The 14,719-nt window shown below is 67.7% G+C and carries 16 protein-coding genes; 8 read left to right on the top strand and 8 right to left on the bottom strand.

What is annotated here, in order from left to right:
* Positions 1–2: 2 nt before the first annotated feature.
* Positions 3–1,481 (bottom strand): amidase family protein, encoded by a 1,479-nt coding sequence (locus J8I33_RS25640; protein WP_050012091.1) that lies wholly within the window; start codon positions 1,479–1,481, stop codon positions 3–5.
* Positions 1,482–1,562: 81 nt separating this feature from the next.
* Complete coding sequence (locus J8I33_RS25635; RefSeq protein ID WP_050011828.1) at positions 1,563–2,255, bottom strand: dienelactone hydrolase family protein; 693 nt, start codon at positions 2,253–2,255, stop codon at positions 1,563–1,565.
* 223 nt (positions 2,256–2,478) lie between these two features.
* On the opposite strand from J8I33_RS25635, the gene J8I33_RS25630 reads away from it, so the two are divergent.
* Positions 2,479–3,561: a nitronate monooxygenase gene (locus J8I33_RS25630; protein ID WP_209926138.1), complete on the top strand. Its 1,083-nt coding sequence runs from the start codon at positions 2,479–2,481 to the stop codon at positions 3,559–3,561.
* A 437-nt stretch (positions 3,562–3,998) separates the two neighbouring features.
* Positions 3,999–5,141: a branched-chain amino acid ABC transporter substrate-binding protein gene (locus J8I33_RS25625; protein WP_050011830.1), complete on the top strand. Its 1,143-nt coding sequence runs from the start codon at positions 3,999–4,001 to the stop codon at positions 5,139–5,141.
* 88 nt (positions 5,142–5,229) lie between these two features.
* On the opposite strand, the gene J8I33_RS25620 is transcribed toward J8I33_RS25625, so the two are convergent.
* Positions 5,230–6,447 carry an MFS transporter gene (locus J8I33_RS25620; protein ID WP_209939383.1) on the bottom strand — a complete coding sequence of 406 codons (1,218 nt, stop codon included), beginning with the start codon at positions 6,445–6,447 and terminating at the stop codon, positions 5,230–5,232.
* A 179-nt stretch (positions 6,448–6,626) separates the two neighbouring features.
* Here J8I33_RS25620 and J8I33_RS25615 point away from each other — a divergent pair, with 179 nt between their 5' ends.
* The 3 genes from J8I33_RS25615 to J8I33_RS25605 all read left to right on the top strand — a co-directional run bounded on the left by J8I33_RS25615 (position 6,627) and on the right by J8I33_RS25605 (position 9,339).
* A complete protein-coding gene (locus tag J8I33_RS25615) occupies positions 6,627–7,286 on the top strand; it encodes a pyridoxamine 5'-phosphate oxidase family protein (RefSeq protein WP_050011831.1) in 660 nt (219 codons plus the stop codon).
* A 359-nt stretch (positions 7,287–7,645) separates the two neighbouring features.
* Positions 7,646–7,939 carry an H-NS histone family protein gene (locus J8I33_RS25610; protein ID WP_006491875.1) on the top strand — a complete coding sequence of 98 codons (294 nt, stop codon included), beginning with the start codon at positions 7,646–7,648 and terminating at the stop codon, positions 7,937–7,939.
* Positions 7,940–8,181: 242 nt separating this feature from the next.
* Positions 8,182–9,339 carry a cation diffusion facilitator family transporter gene (locus tag J8I33_RS25605; RefSeq protein ID WP_050011832.1) on the top strand — a complete coding sequence of 386 codons (1,158 nt, stop codon included), beginning with the start codon at positions 8,182–8,184 and terminating at the stop codon, positions 9,337–9,339.
* Between the two features lie 69 nt (positions 9,340–9,408).
* Here the strand turns inward: J8I33_RS25605 and J8I33_RS25600 are convergent, their stop codons facing one another.
* From J8I33_RS25600 to J8I33_RS25585, 4 genes are all read right to left on the bottom strand, one after another.
* On the bottom strand, positions 9,409–9,879 hold the full coding sequence (locus J8I33_RS25600; RefSeq protein ID WP_006477376.1) for an Lrp/AsnC family transcriptional regulator: 471 nt from the start codon (positions 9,877–9,879) through the stop codon (positions 9,409–9,411).
* Between the two features lie 79 nt (positions 9,880–9,958).
* On the bottom strand, positions 9,959–10,618 hold the full coding sequence (locus tag J8I33_RS25595) for an exonuclease (RefSeq protein ID WP_050011833.1): 660 nt from the start codon (positions 10,616–10,618) through the stop codon (positions 9,959–9,961).
* Positions 10,615–11,259, bottom strand: a complete 645-nt coding sequence (locus tag J8I33_RS25590) for an MBL fold metallo-hydrolase (protein WP_050011834.1) — start codon at positions 11,257–11,259, stop codon at positions 10,615–10,617. The genes J8I33_RS25595 and J8I33_RS25590 overlap by 4 nt, the downstream gene beginning before the upstream one ends.
* A 461-nt stretch (positions 11,260–11,720) precedes the next feature.
* Complete coding sequence (locus J8I33_RS25585; RefSeq protein WP_209939408.1) at positions 11,721–12,035, bottom strand: hypothetical protein; 315 nt, start codon at positions 12,033–12,035, stop codon at positions 11,721–11,723.
* Here J8I33_RS25585 and J8I33_RS25580 point away from each other — a divergent pair.
* Positions 11,917–12,528 (top strand): septal ring lytic transglycosylase RlpA family protein, encoded by a 612-nt coding sequence (locus tag J8I33_RS25580; protein WP_209939382.1) that lies wholly within the window; start codon positions 11,917–11,919, stop codon positions 12,526–12,528. The two genes, J8I33_RS25585 and J8I33_RS25580, sit on opposite strands and share 119 nt — an antisense overlap.
* A 103-nt stretch (positions 12,529–12,631) precedes the next feature.
* On the opposite strand, the gene rsmI is transcribed toward J8I33_RS25580, so the two are convergent.
* A complete protein-coding gene (gene rsmI / locus J8I33_RS25575; RefSeq protein ID WP_124556836.1) occupies positions 12,632–13,519 on the bottom strand; it encodes a 16S rRNA (cytidine(1402)-2'-O)-methyltransferase in 888 nt (295 codons plus the stop codon).
* A gap of 46 nt (positions 13,520–13,565) precedes the next feature.
* Between rsmI and J8I33_RS25570 the strand changes: the two genes are divergently transcribed.
* Both J8I33_RS25570 and J8I33_RS25565 read left to right on the top strand, forming a co-directional pair.
* Positions 13,566–13,994 carry a YraN family protein gene (locus tag J8I33_RS25570; protein WP_176016556.1) on the top strand — a complete coding sequence of 143 codons (429 nt, stop codon included), beginning with the start codon at positions 13,566–13,568 and terminating at the stop codon, positions 13,992–13,994.
* 126 nt (positions 13,995–14,120) lie between these two features.
* Positions 14,121–14,705 carry an SIS domain-containing protein gene (locus J8I33_RS25565; RefSeq protein ID WP_209926131.1) on the top strand — a complete coding sequence of 195 codons (585 nt, stop codon included), beginning with the start codon at positions 14,121–14,123 and terminating at the stop codon, positions 14,703–14,705.
* The last annotated feature ends 14 nt before the right edge of the window (positions 14,706–14,719 follow it).

The following is a 14,719-nucleotide window of genomic DNA, read 5'->3' as shown; positions in this document are numbered from 1 at the left end:
AATCAGCGCTGCGCCTGCATCAGCGGCGGACGGCGGTCGAACCACGGCCGCGCGTGTTCGAGCTGCCGCGCGAGCCGGAGCAGCAGCGCGTCGTCGGCGTGGCGCGCGGCGAACTGCACGCCGATCGGCAACCCACGCGCATTCCAGTACAGCGGCACCGACATCGCCGGCTGCCCGGTCAGGTTGAACAGCTCGGTGCAGCCGGCCCACGCGAACGCCTTCTCCGACGATTTCGCGAGCATTTCCTTCAGCAGCGGCTTCACCGGCAGCGCGGCGAGCAGCTTCATCTGCGCGGATTCGAACGGCGTCGGCTGCAATTCACCGATCTTCACTGGCGGCCCCGCGAGCGATGCGCACAGGATCGCGTCGTAACGCGACACGAGACCGGCGACCTGCACGGTGAGCTGGCGCTGCCATTCGAGCACGTCCGGCAGGCGCGTGCGCGCGAGACGCCGGCCGACCACCGCCATCGCCCACGTCGCGGCCTCGAATTCGCCGCGCCGGGGCGTGCGGCCGGTCAGCGCGCGTGCGCCGAGCACCATGTCCTCGGCGATCGTCGCCCACAGCGTCAGGAAGGTTTCGGCCGCGCGCGCGTAGTCGATCGGCAGCGTCGCCGGCTCGACGCGGTGGCCGAGCGATTCGAGCAGCGCGGCCGCGTCGTCGAGCGCCGCGCGCGTGTCGTCGGCGAGTGCCGGCGCGAGCATCGGATCGACGACGAGGCCGATCCGCAGCGGGCCGGGCGGCGTATCGAGCGCGCCGAGGAAGGTGCCGGGCGCGCCGGGCGGCAGCGTCTGGCCGGTCGTCACGTCGAGCAGCAGCGCACTGTCGCGCACGCTGCGCGACACCGCGTGCTGGACGACGAGTTCGCCGTTCGACGGCAGGTCGACGAGCACCGGGTTGCGGCTCGGCTTCAGCCCGAACAGCCCGCAGCACGACGCCGGAATGCGGATCGAGCCGCCGCCGTCGGACGCATGCGCGAGCGGTACGATGCCGGCCGCGACGGCCGCCGCCGCGCCGCCGCTCGACCCGCCGGGTGTGTGGTCGAGATTCCACGGGTTGCGGCACGCGCCGAACAGTTCCGGTTCCGTGTACGGCATCTGGCCGATCTCGGGCGTGTTGGTCTTGCCGAATACGTTCAGGCCCGCCGCGCGGCTGCGCGCGATCACCGGCGAATCGTCGGCCGGCACGAAGTACCGGTAGTGCCGGCTGCCCATCGACAGCGGCAGCCCGGCGACCGCCGCGCCGAGATCCTTGACGAGATACGGCACGCCCGCGAACGGCGCGTCGGCGCCGGGTTGGGGCGCGGCCGCCGCACGCGCGCGCGCGGCTTCGTAGTCCTGCAGCACGATCGCGTTGATCGCGCCGTTCACCGCTTCGGCCTGGCCGATCGCGGCGTCGAGCAGTTCGCGCGGGCTGGCGTGGCGGTCGCGCACGAGCGCGGCGAGGCCGATTGCGTCATGCGCGAGATAGTCCGAGTGCATCGCGGTCACCCCCGTTGTGACTCGTGGCGATGGTGCGAGCATAACGCGGGCCCGGTGCGCCGGGCCCGCGGCCGGGCCTTTTTAGAGATGCTCGGCGAGGAAGGTCAGCGTCCGGCCGTGCGCGAGCGCCGCGGCGCGCTGGTTGTACGACGCGCGGTCCGTGCAGTTGAAGCCGTGCTCGGCGCCCGGGTACACGTGGAACGAAGCGTTGCCGCGGCCGGCGAATGCGGCCTTCACCTGATCGACGGCCGTGAGCGGAATCCCGTGGTCGTTTTCCGCGTAGTGGAACAGGATCGGCTGCGTGACCTGGCCGGCGAGGTCGAGCGCATTCTGGATGCCGCCGCCGTAATAGGCCACCGCCGCGTCCAGCTTGCCGGTCGCGGCCGCGCGATACGCGAGCTGGCCGCCGAAGCAGTAGCCGATCGCGGCGAGCTTGCCGGCCACTTCGGGGCGCGCGCGCAACGCGTCGGCCGCCGCGACGATGTCCGCGACCGCGAGACCCACGTCGGTCTTCTTCAGCAGCTCGATGCCCTTGTCGCGATCCGCACCCTCGTAGGTCAGCTCGACGCGCGGCTGCGTGCGCCAGAATACGTCCGGCGCGAGCGCGACGAAGCCGTCGGCCGCGTACTGATCGGCGACCGCGCGGATGTGCGCGTTCACGCCGAAGATCTCCTGGATGATGATGACGGCAGGGCCCTTGCCGCGCTTGGGCAGGGCGAGATAGCCGCCGAAGCTGTCGTTACCGGTCGGGATGTCGATCCATTGGGCAGTCACGTTCTGAACTCCTGGCGTGCGGGGTGCGGGAGGCGCCCCCGGGGATGAAAAGAGGCGGCCTAGTGTGCCACCAATCGCCCGCTGCTGCAGCGCACGCGGCCGCTTCTCGCGCAGCGATCGTTTCGATCTCGATTTTTCATTTTTCGGCGCCGCGCCGCTTCGATAGAGTCGACGGGTCGGCCTTTACAAAGCGCTTTCGCGCATCGTCATCGAGGGATTCGTCATGTCTGCCCGCTCGTTTTCCACGCCCTTTTCCGCACGCTTCGGCCTGCGCCTGCCGCTCGTGCAGGCGCCGATGGTCGGCGCGACCACGACCGCGATGGTCGCCGCCGCATCGAATGCCGGTGCGCTCGGCAGCCTCGGCGCCGGCGCGCTCGCGCCCGAACGGATCGACGCCGAAGTCGCCGCGATCCGCGCGGCGACCGATCGCCCGTTCGCGATCAACCTGTTCGTGTTGCCCGATGAAGCTGCGCCCGACGCGGCGACCGTCGCGCGCGCGCTGGCGGCGATCGACCCGCTGAACGCCACGCTCGGCCTGCCGCCGGGCACGGCGCCCGCGCGCTACGCGCCCGATTTCCGCGCGCAGCTCGATGCGCTCGTCGCGCTGCGCGTGCCGGTCGCGAGCTTCACGTTCGGCGTGCTCGACGCAGCCGACGTCGCACGCCTGAAAGCCGCCGGCACCTATGTGATCGGCACCGCGACGCACGTGGCCGAAGGGCTCGCGTGGCAGGCGGCCGGCGCCGACGCGATCTCCGCGCAGGGCGCCGAGGCGGGCGGCCACCGCGGCACCTTCATCGGTGCCGCCGACGACGCGCTGATCGGCACGCTCGCGCTCGTCCCGCAGCTCGTCGACGCGACGGGCCTGCCGGTGCTGGCCGCGGGCGGCATCATGGACGGCCGCGGCATCGCGGCCGCGCTCGCGCTTGGCGCGCAGGCCGCGCAACTCGGCACCGCGTTCCTCACGTGCGCGGAAAGCGCGATCGCCGCGGACTGGAAGGCGCGTCTGCTCGCGAGCGCCGATACGTCGACGCAGGTCACCCGTGCGATCACCGGCCGTCACGCACGCGGGCTGCGCAACACGCTGATGGCGCGGCTCGGCGAGCACGTGGCCGACGTCCCACCGTATCCGGTGCAGAACGCGCTGACCCAGCCGCTGCGGCAGGCGGCCGCGCGCGCGAACGACGGCGACTACCTGTCGCTGTGGGCCGGCCAGGGCGCGCCGCTCGCGCGGCGGCGCGGCGATGCGCTGACGACGTCGCAGCTGGTCGCCGCGCTCGATGCGGAATGGCGCGCATCGGCTGCCTGAACACCGTTTCGGCCGCTTGAACCGTTCATGTGGGGCGACGAAACGCGCGTGGTGTCACGCGCGTTTCATTCAATGATCCAGGTCACAAAATACCGAATCGAAATGCCCGCGCGACTCGCTTGAAACGACCTTTCGACAGTGCGTCGAAATTAGCGGAAACCCTTATCCGCCGGGGCTTGCAACGCGATTCGAATCATCCTTCCAAAGCGCGCATATCGGTAGTGTTACCACTATCCTAAAAAAGTCCCACAAATTAATTTGATCACCTACACTTGCGCGCAAGTACGAGCGGGCGGCTGCTAAAAGCGGCGGTTTTCACGTGCTTGAGGCCAAGTGCATGAAGGATGCAACCGGCGAATCGTCCAGTGATTGCAAACACGGGGATGGCAGCGGGGCACCGGGCGATGGCGTTTTTTGGGACCGAACTGGAGACTTACATGAATATCAAGATGCAAAAGCTGTTGCCGATCACCGCAGCGGCAATGCTGTGCGCTGCAGCTGCAAGCAACGCGTCCGCCGATCAAGTCGTCAAGATCGGCCACGTCGCGCCGTTGACGGGCGGCATTGCACACCTGGGCAAGGACAACGAAAACGGCGCGCGTCTCGCAGTCGAGGAGATCAACGCGAAGGGTCTCACGATCGGCGGCCAGAAGATCACGCTGCAACTCGACCCGCAGGATGACGCCGCCGACCCGCGGCAGGCGACGCAGGTTGCGCAGAAGCTCGTCGACGACAAGGTCGTCGCGGTGGTCGGCCACCTGAACTCGGGCACGTCGATCCCGGCCTCGAAGATCTACAGCGATGCGGGCATCGTGCAGATCTCGCCGTCGGCGACCAACCCGGCCTACACGCAGCAAGGCTTCAAGACCACGTACCGCGTGGTGGCGACCGATGCGCAGCAGGGCCCGGCACTGGCGAACTACGCGCACTCGAAGGGCATCAAGAGCGTGGCGGTGGTCGACGATTCGACCGCGTACGGCCAGGGTCTCGCGAACGAGTTCGAGAAGAAGGCGAAGGCGCTCGGCCTGAAGGTGATGTCGCATGACGCGACGAACGACAAGGCGGTCGACTTCCGCGCGATTCTGACGAAGATCAAGGGCGAAAACCCGGACGCGATCATGTACGGCGGCATGGACGCCACCGGCGGCCCGTTCGCGAAACAGGCGAAGCAGCTCGGCTTGCGCGCGAAGATCTTCGCGGGCGACGGCGTGTGCACGGAAAAGCTGGCCGACCTGGCCGGCGACGCGACCGACAACATCGTGTGCTCGGAAGCCGGTGCCTCGCTCGAGAAGATGCCGGGCGGCGCGGCGTTCAAGGCGAAGTACGAGAAGCGCTTCGGCCAGCCGATCCAGATCTACGCACCGTTCACGTATGACGCCGTGTACATCATCGCCGACGCGATGAAGCGCGCGAACTCGACCGACACGGCGAAGATCCTCGCGGCGATGCCGGCGACGAAGTACACGGGCGTGATCGGCACGACGACCTTCGACGCGAAGGGCGACCTGCAGCACGGCGTGATTTCGCTGTACAACTACAAGAGCGGCAAGAAGTCGCTGCTCGACGAAGTGAAGATGTAACGCTTCAGCGGCCGACAGAAGGGGGGAAAGCGCGCATGCGGCAACGCATGCGCGCTTTCTTTTTGGGCCGGCTTACGCCGCCGCGCCGTCAGATCTTCAGGTGCGCGAGCACCCTGGGTGCGACGAGCGCGACGAGCGCCGCGCACAGTGCGACGACCGACAGGCCGATCGTCAGGTTCGCGGCCTGCGCGACCGCGCCGATTACGACCGGACCGAACAGCAGTCCGAAATACGCGAGCCCGGCCACGTGCGCGAGCCCTTCGGCCGCGTGGATGCCCTTCACGCGCGCGGCGGCCGCGAACAGCACCGGCATCATGTTGGCCAGCCCGAGGCCCATCAGCGTGAAACCGGTCAGCACCGCGACCGGATTCGGCAGCAGCAGCGCGCCGATCATCCCCGCACAGGCGAGCGACGCGCTCGCGAACACGAGCTGCGGCGCGCCGAAGCGGGCGCGCACCGCGTCGCCCGCGAAGCGCGCGATGGCCATCCCGCCGGAGAACGCCGCGTACGCGGCGCTCGCGAGCGCGGGGCTCGCCGCGACGACGTCGCGCATGTAGACGGTCGCCCAGTCGTACATCGCGCCTTCGGCGATCAGCGCAACCAGCGCGATGCCGCCGAGCATCCACAACGCGGGCGAGCGCCAGCGGTTGCCGCCACCGTGCGCCTGTTCGTGGTGCGGTACGTGCGGCAGCACGGCCGGGCTCGCGGCCACGAGCACCGCGGCGCTCGCCGCCGCCGCGAGCGCGAGATGCGCGACCGGCGCCATGCCGGCCGACAGCAGCGCGCCGCCGGCCGCCGCGCCGGCCATCCCGCCGATGCTGAACATCCCGTGCAGCGACGACATGATCGGCTTGCCGAGCGCGATTTCGACCGCGCTGGCCTCGGCGTTCATCGCGACGTCGAGTGTCGCCATCGAGAAGCCGAACAGCGCGAGCACCACGAGCAGCATCCAGTAGTCGGGCACGACGAGGATCAGCGCCGCGCACGCGGACATCACGAGCCCGCCGGCGACGCACGCGGTGCGCGAGCCGACGCGCGCGATCCAGCGCGCGATGGTCAGCATCGCGGCGATCGACCCGCCGGCGACCGCGAACAGCGCGATCGACAGCAGCCCGGGGCTCAGCGCGAACTTGTCGCGCACGGTCGGCACGTGCACGCCCCACGACGCGTACATCATGCCGGCGACGAAGAACAGCGCCATCGACGCCGTGCGCGCGCGCTGGCGCGCCGGCAGCGGCAGCACGCGATGCGCGTCGGGCGGCGCGGCGAACGGGGACGGCGATTCGGAGGAAGGGGATTCGGACACGGGAAGGCTCGTCAGGAAAATGCGCGGGCGCACGCGGCGCCGATCGGATTTGTCCGATTCTATCGAACCGCTTACGATCCTGCCGGGCGATGGCCGTTCGGCCGATGCGCGGCGTGCGGCGCCCGCGGGTAACATCGAAACCCTGGCCGACGCGCCGCCTTTCGACCGCAGGAGTCACCTTGAACATCGATCCCGCCTTCGCGCTGCATCTGCTGCACCGCTGCACGTTCGGCACGCTCGCCACCCATGCGCGCGAACCGGAGGGCTTCCCGTATCCGACGGTCGTGCCGTTTGCACCCGATGCAAGCCATCGGCCGGTGATCCTGGTGAGCGGTCTGGCCGAGCACACGCGCAATCTCGCCGCCGATCCGCGCGCGGGTTTCCTCGTCGTCGACGCCAGCCCCGGCGATGTGTTGAGTGCCGAGCGTGCGACGCTGCTGGGCCGGTTCGTGCCGCTCGGCGACGATCCACACGTCGCCGCGCGTTACCTGCGCTACGAACCGAGCGCCGCGCGCTATCTCGCGCTCGGCGATTTCGGGTTCTGGGCGCTCGAGATCGAGCGGTTGCGCCATATCGTCGGGTTCGGGCGGATGGGCTGGATCGACGGCGTGCAGCTCGATGCGCTGCCGCCGCTCGCGTTCGACGACGAACGGGCACTGTGGGCGGCATACGACGCGGGCGACGCCCGCCGCGACGGGCTTGACCTGCTCGGCGTCGATCGCCATGGCGCGGACTGGCGATGCGATGGCCGCCGCGTGCGCACGCCGTTCGACGCGCCGTCGGCCGACATCGGTGCGCTGCGCGAACAGCTGATCGCCCGCGCAAAGGATGTGACGTGACGTCACGGGTCAGTGATTTGTTCGTTTAGCAAACGGCGTCATCTGGTTTTCGCGAAACTCTCGTCCGATGAAAGCTTTGATTTTCTTCAATGCAGGGTAATTGCGTATGTTGAAAGACCTAATAGCCAATCGCTAATGTCCTAATCTCTATGGAGGAGCGTAAAAATTTGAGAAAAGGCCGCGGCCGGTCAAAATGACATGTGCGAATTTCAATTGATCTCGGGATTTTCATGAATCTCGCTTCTATCAAATCTTTTTTGTGCTAATCTCTGCCTTCAAAAATCCGAGGCACATATATTTCATGAATGGTGAGCTGGCTCAGACCGGCGCCATTGGTCAGATAGATAGAAAGGGAAACTATGTCTTCTTACAAGGACCTGCTGGCCCAGCGGGAGAAGCTGGAGAAGCAAATCGAAGAAGCGAAGTCGCGTGAATACGCTGAAGTGCTGAATGACGTGAAGCAGAAAATTGCCGACTACGGCTTTTCGCTCGCCGAACTCGGCCTCAGCCGCGCGAAGGCCGGCAAGGTCGGTCGTCCGCGCGCAGGCGTGGCGGCCAAGTATCGCGATCCGGAAACGGGCGCGACGTGGTCGGGTCGTGGCAAGCCGCCGCGCTGGATCGCCGGCAAGAACCGCGAACAGTTTGCGATTTAAACGTTCGTTTAGGTTGCCCGCTCTTCGAAAGAGCCGCGTGTCCGTCGAGGAGCGCGGCTTTTTTGTTTTCCGGACACCGGCGGCCCAGCTGGGTCGTCATGAAACTGTAAGCATGTCCGGTGAATGAAAATGCGACACGTTCGCATAAGCGATTGATTTAAATGAGAAATTTGTGGATATTGGCCGGGCTTGCGGGGCGCCTTTGATAGAATTGCGTACCGCACACCGATATCTCATATTTCATGTCCACGTTTTCCGGCGACGCGCAGAGCGCAGATAAGCACGCCGTTGCGCGCAAGAGCACGCTCGTCAGTATTGTCCTCAATGTCGTACTTGCGACATTTCAGATCGCGGTCGGCGTGATTGCGCATTCGCAAGCATTGATTGCGGACGGTGTGCATTCGATTTCCGATTTGATCTCGGATTTTGTCGTGCTGGTTGCGAATCGGCATAGCGGCGCATCGCCGGATGCCGACCACAATTACGGCCATAGCCGCTACGAGACGGTCGCGTCGCTGTTTCTCGGCGCGATCCTGATCGCGGTCGGTATCGGCATGCTCTGGCGCGCCGGCGACCGCCTCGTTAATCTCGAAAACATTCCGGCCGTGCATTTTTCCGCGCTGATCGTGGCGCTGACGGTACTCGTGTCGAAGGAAGCGCTGTTTCGCTACATGCTGCGCGAAGCGCGGCGCGTGCGCTCGGCGATGCTCGTCGCCAACGCATGGCATGCGCGTTCGGATGCGGCGTCGTCGCTCGTCGTCGCGATCGGCATCGTCGGCAGCCTGGCCGGTGTGCGGCTGCTCGACCCGATCGCGGCGGCGATCGTCGGCTTCATGGTCGCGCGCATGGGCTGGACGTTCGGCTATGACGCGTTGCAGGACCTCTCCGACCGCGCGCTCGATACGGCCGACACGGCCGAGATCCGCGCGCTGCTCGTCGCGACGCCCGGCGTGCGCGACGTGCACGACCTGCGCACGCGCAAGATGGGCGATGCCGCGCTCGTGGACGCGCACATCCTCGTCGATCCGAAGATCTCCGTCTCGGAAGGGCATTACATCGCCGAGACCGCGCGGGCGCGCGTGCTGTCCGACCCGCGCGTGCTCGATGCGCTGATCCATGTCGACCCGGAGAACGATGCGGCGCGCCGTCCGGCGCTCGCGCTGCCGCCGCGCGGCGAACTGGCGGCGCGGCTCGAGGCCGCGCTCGCGCAGCGCGGGCTGCATGCGGCGGCGATCAACCTGCATTACCTGAGTACGGGGCTCGAGGTCGACGTGACGCTCGACGGCGATCCGCGCGACACCGATGCGGCGCTGGCCGCCCGGCTCGACATCGACACGCTGAAGCGCGAGTTCGGCGCACGCCGGATCGGCTTCACGCGCACGTTGACCGGGCAGACGTGACCGGCAACCGGCGGCCGGCACTGGCACCGGCAACGGCGAACGCGGCCCGCCGCAGGGCAGGCCCGCGCGTTACAGCGGCAGTTGCGTGTCGAACTTGATTTCGCGCAGCACGACGCTCGTGCGCACCTGCGACACGGCCGGGATCTTGAAGATGCGTTCGTGCAGGAACACGTCGTAGGCCTTGATGTCCGGCGCGACGATCTTGAGGATGTAATCGGCTTCGCCGGTCGTGCTGTAGCACTCGGTGACTTCCGGGCAGGTCGCGATCTCGCGCTCGAACTGCTCGACGCCGCCTTCGTTGTGGCGCGTCAGGTGCACGTGCGCGAGCGCGCAGACGTGCAGGCCGAGCTTCTCGCGATCGAGCAGCGCCGTGTAGCGCTGGATCACGCCCGACTGTTCCATGTCCTTGATGCGGCGCCAGCACGGCGTGCTCGACAGCCCGACCTGGTCGGAGATTTCCTGAACGGAACGGCGCGCGTCGAGCTGCAACAGGCGAAGGATTTTTTGCGAAAAGGAATCGAGCGTCACCTGCGCCTCCATGCGGCAGCTACAACACGCTGAATGTTAGAGCGCCGGGGAACGAAAGGCAATCTGGCGACGCGCCGTTGAGCGAGATTCGCTAATTTGCTCGCGGATCCGTGGGATTTTGTCCCGCCCCCGCGCTTTCCGACCGATCGGTATCCGACACGGCCAGGCCCGCGAGCGCGGCCTGCTGCCGGCGCAGGTCGGCGAGCATGTTGCAGAACAGCGCGCCTTGCTCGATCGCGTCGTCGAGCGCGACGTGCGTGTGCGGATGGTCGTCGAACCAGTGCTTCGGAAAGCGCGGCTTGATCGCCTTGCGGTACGGCAGGCCCGTCATCGCGAACGCGAGCGTCTTGATGTCGAGCGCCGACCACGAGAACGGGCAGCGCCCCGCGAACCGCATCATGTACCAGAACATGAACGTGAAATCGAAGCCGGCCGGCATCGCGACGAACACCGGCTTGCCGGGCAGCGCCTCGACCCATTCGACGTACGCGACCAGCGCCGCGTCGGGCGTCTGCAGATCGCGCCGGCACGCGGCCCAGGCTTCGGGCTCGGTCTTCCACCACGCTTCCTGCACCGGGTGAGCGCTGGCGCCGGGCAGCGTCTCGAGGTTCGCCGAGAACGTCGCGATCAGTTGCTTGTCCTCGGTATAGGCGGCCGACGCGAAGCTCAGCATCGAATGCGGGCCGGGAATCGGGCCGTCGGCTTCGACGTCGGTGCTGACGTAAATTTCCGGGATGGCGGTCTGGTTCATCCGAATACCTTGTCGGATACGAACGGGTTCGTGCGGCGCTCGTCGCCGAACGTCGACACCGGGCCGTGGCCGGGCACGAACGTGACGTCGTCGCCGAGCGGCCACAGCTTTTCCTTGATCGAACGCACGAGATCCTCGTGATTGCCGCGCGGGAAATCGGTGCGGCCGATCGAGCCCGCGAACAGCACGTCGCCGACGATCGCGACGCGATGCGCGCGGCTGAAGAACACGACGTGGCCGGGCGTGTGGCCCGGGCAGTGATAGACCTCGAGCGTCTCGTCGCCGAACCGCACGGTGTCGCCGTCGTTCAGCCAGTGGTCGGGCTCGAACACGTCGGCGGCCGGAAAGCCGAAGCGCTCGCTCTGCGTCGGCAGCTTCTCGATCCAGAAGCGTTCTTCTTCCTGCGGCCCCTCGATCGGCACGCCGTAGCGCGTCGCGAGCGTCTTCGCGCCCGCGCAGTGATCGATGTGCCCGTGCGTGAGCAGCACTTTCTCGACCTGCACGTTCTGCCGCGCGACTTCCTGTTCGATCCGGTCGAGATCGCCGCCCGGATCGACGACGGCGGCGCGGCCCGTCTTCTCGCAGACGAGCAGCGAGCAGTTCTGCTGGAACGGCGTGACCGGAATGAGCGTGACTTTCATGAGGGCACCGGCGGCTAAAAGGAGCGATTGTACCGGTCGCGCGCGTGGCCTGCCGTGCGTACGATGCATGCCGCAGCACGCGGATCAGGGCATTCCCGGGGCATGCCGATTGTTACAGCCATAGCGAGAATCAATGGTCCGCCGGGGTCCCTTTTCGAGACAAGGTTTTGATTTATGTATAATGCGCCCCATTGCGCGTGAATTTCACGCCATTCGCTGGTGTATCGGCCCCGTTAAACGAGGCGTCCGATCCACCGTCAAGCATCAGCCGCCGGGGAGTCCGGCGGTGTATCCAGCACCGAGCAGTCGGTGCTCACGTCTTGTCCGGCCGGGTGCTGCGCGCCCGCCTGCGGCCCTGCTGCCGCGCCGCCGGATGAGGCCTGTGCCGCCGTTCCTGTGCGTTGGTCGTAGCGACGCGCGCGAACGTGGAGCCATGTTCGATGGCGGCATGTGGGGTCTGGTCAGGCTGTTGGGGACAGGTTGCGCCAGACGTGAAAGCTAATCAGGACGGTTGCGGCCAAGACGAACGCCGCGCCCATGCTAGCCGCCTGCTCGCATTCGAGCGGGGCGTGCACGCATTTGCCGTCCGGGCCGCATATGTCTGCGTTGTGAAGCAGCGTTGTATCGATGCGGCCCGAACCAGAAGGCGACACGTCGATGAATTTACGTTTTCCGACCCGATTCGGAACCATTGCATTGTTTTTTGCGCTGACGGGCTGTGCGGTGCCATCCAGCCAGACCACCGGCAGCGTGAGCCAGAAGAAGGCGGTCGACAAGACCGCCGCCGCCGCGAAGGCGGACGACGACAAGCAGCCGCTCAATTTCGATTCTGCGCTGGCATCGATGCCGGCTGCCGACAGCAAGGACGCGAAGAAGTCGTCGCTGGCGGATGCCGAGCCGATCGACGGCAAGGATGTGTCCGATTTCCGCCAGAGCGGCCGCGCATCGTGGTACGGGCGGGATTTCCACGGCCGCCGCACCGCGAACGGCGAACGCTTCAACATGAACGCGTTCACCGCCGCGCACCGCACGCTGCCGCTGTCGTCGTACATCAAGGTGACGAACGCATCGACCGGCAAGTGGGTCGTCGTGAAGGTCAACGATCGCGGGCCGTTCAAGCGCGGCCGTGTGCTCGACCTGTCGTATGCGGCGGCCAAGGTGATCGGCCTCGTGCACGCCGGCACGGGCCGCGTGAAGATCGAAGGGCTGTCGCCGCAGGAAGCGCGCGATGCACGCAACGAAATGTTCGCATCGATCTCGGCGAAGTAACGCGGCGCAACAACCCGACGCAACAACCCGGCGGATCGTCCGCTCCTGCGCAAAGGGCTGCCTTCCGGCAGCCCTTTGTGTTTCCGCGCGGCGGCGTCGCGCGTCAGCCTTCGTCGCCTTCCTTCAGCACGAGCGCACGCGCATACAGCGTGTTGCGCGATGCGCCCGTCAGCGCGGCCGCGAGCTTGGCCGCGCTCTTCACCGGCACCTCTTCCAGCAGCAGCCTGAGCAGCGCGTCGTGCGCGGTGTCGTCGGCTTCGCCGCTTGCCGCCGGCGCGCCTTCGACGACCAGCACGAACTCGCCGCGCTGCCGGTTCGCATCGCCGGCGAGCCAGCTCTGTCCTTCGGCCAGGGTGCCCTGAAACAGTTGCTCGTGTAGCTTGGTGAGCTCGCGCGCGATCAGCAGCCGGCGCGCGGGGCCGAACGCGTCGGCGAGCGCGTCGACGGTTTCGGCGATCCGGTGCGGCGCTTCGTAGAACACCAGCGCGTACGGGTGCGACGCCAGCGCCTGCAGCGCGGTCGCGCGCTGTTTCGCCTTCGGCGGCAGGAAGCCCGCGAACGTGAACGCGCCGGCCCAGTCGCCGGCCACGCTCAGCGCGGTCACGGCCGCGCTTGGGCCCGGCAGCGGAACCACCGGGAAGCCGGCCGCGCGCACGGCGTCGACGAGCCGCGCGCCGGGGTCCGAGATGCCCGGCGTGCCGGCGTCCGACACGTAGGCCACGCGTTCGCCGCCACGCAGCAGTTCGATCACGCGCTGCGCGGCTTCGCGTTCGTTGTGCTCGTGCACGGCGACGAGCGGTTTCGAGATCCCGTAGCGGGCGAGCAGCTGGCCCGTATTGCGGGTGTCTTCGGCCGCGATGCGGTCGGCGAGGCCGAGCACGTGCAGCGCGCGCAGCGTGATGTCGGCCGTATTGCCGATCGGCGTGGCGACCACGTAGAGCGCGGCGTCCGGGTAGTGCTGCGTATGCGCGAGTTCGAGGAGGGCAGTCATGGCAGGCAATGCACGCAATCGCGGCACGAGCGGAACAAGGACGGCATTGTGCCACGCGGCGCCGGCGCGGCCGGAGGGCGCCAGCGATCGGCCGCGTTCGGGCGACAACTTTTCCGGCGCGGCGCGATCCAAACCGGTCGGCGCGGCGTTCGAGCAGCGCGCGCGGCAGTTTCTCGAGCGTCGTGGCCTCGGGTTCGTCGCCGCGAACGTGACGATGCGCGGCGGCGAGCTCGATCTCGTGATGCGCGAGCCAGACGGCATGCTCGTATTCGTCGAAGTGCGCGCGCGGCGCAGCACCCGGCACGGCGGCGCGGCCGCGAGCGTCGGCTGGCGCAAGCGGCGGCGTCTGGTCGCGGCGGCGTTGCAGTTCTGGTCGCGGCACGGCGCCGGCGCCGCGTGCCGTTTCGACGTCGTCGCGTTCGAGGCCGGACGGCTTGCGTGGCTGCGCGACGCATTTCGTACCGACGATGCATAGCCGCGAGCTGTGACGAGATGTAAAGAGTTCTTGCCGGACCGCCGGAGAGGGCGCCGGAGTACGGTAAACTCGCCGCACCCACGATGTCGCGCGAGTTGTGCCGCGCGCCCAGTTCACCAGGAATCGATGTCAGTCGAACGTATTCAGCAACAATTCCGCGACAGCGCCGCGCTTCACGCCGAAGCGGCCGACGCGCTGTCGCTGCCGATCGCAGCCGCGGTCGATGCGATGTTCGCCGCACTGGCGAACGGCAACAAGATCGTCGCGTGCGGTGACGGCCCGTCGGCCGCCGCCGCGCAGTACCTCGCCGCGTCGCTCGTCGGCGGTTTCGAGCGCGAGCGTCCGGGCCTGCCCGCGATCGCGCTGGCCACCGACGCATCGCAGGCCGGCCTCGCGGGCGCGGCGGCGGCCGAGCAGTTGTTCGCGCAGCAGGTGCGCGTGCTGGGCCAGACGGGCGACATCCTGCTGGTGCTCGACGCGCTCGGCGCTTCGCCGCGCGTGCTCGCGGCGATCGACGAGGCGCACGAGCGCGAGATGACCGTCGTCGCGTTGACGGGCGGCAACGACCAGACGGTCGCGGCCGCGCTGTCCGATACCGATATTCCGATCAGCGTGCCCGCCGTTCGCGCGGCGCGCATCCACGAAGTCCATCTGCTGACCATCCACTGCCTGTGCGACGGCATCGACGCGATGCTGCTGGGTGAGGATTGAACGAAGGAGAGCCG

The sequence above is a fragment of the Burkholderia sp. AcTa6-5 genome, assembly GCF_017815075.1.
GTDB lineage: Bacteria > Pseudomonadota > Gammaproteobacteria > Burkholderiales > Burkholderiaceae > Burkholderia > Burkholderia sola.
Note: the sequence above shows the minus strand (reverse complement) of the source record. Positions and strands in the feature narration are given on the sequence as shown.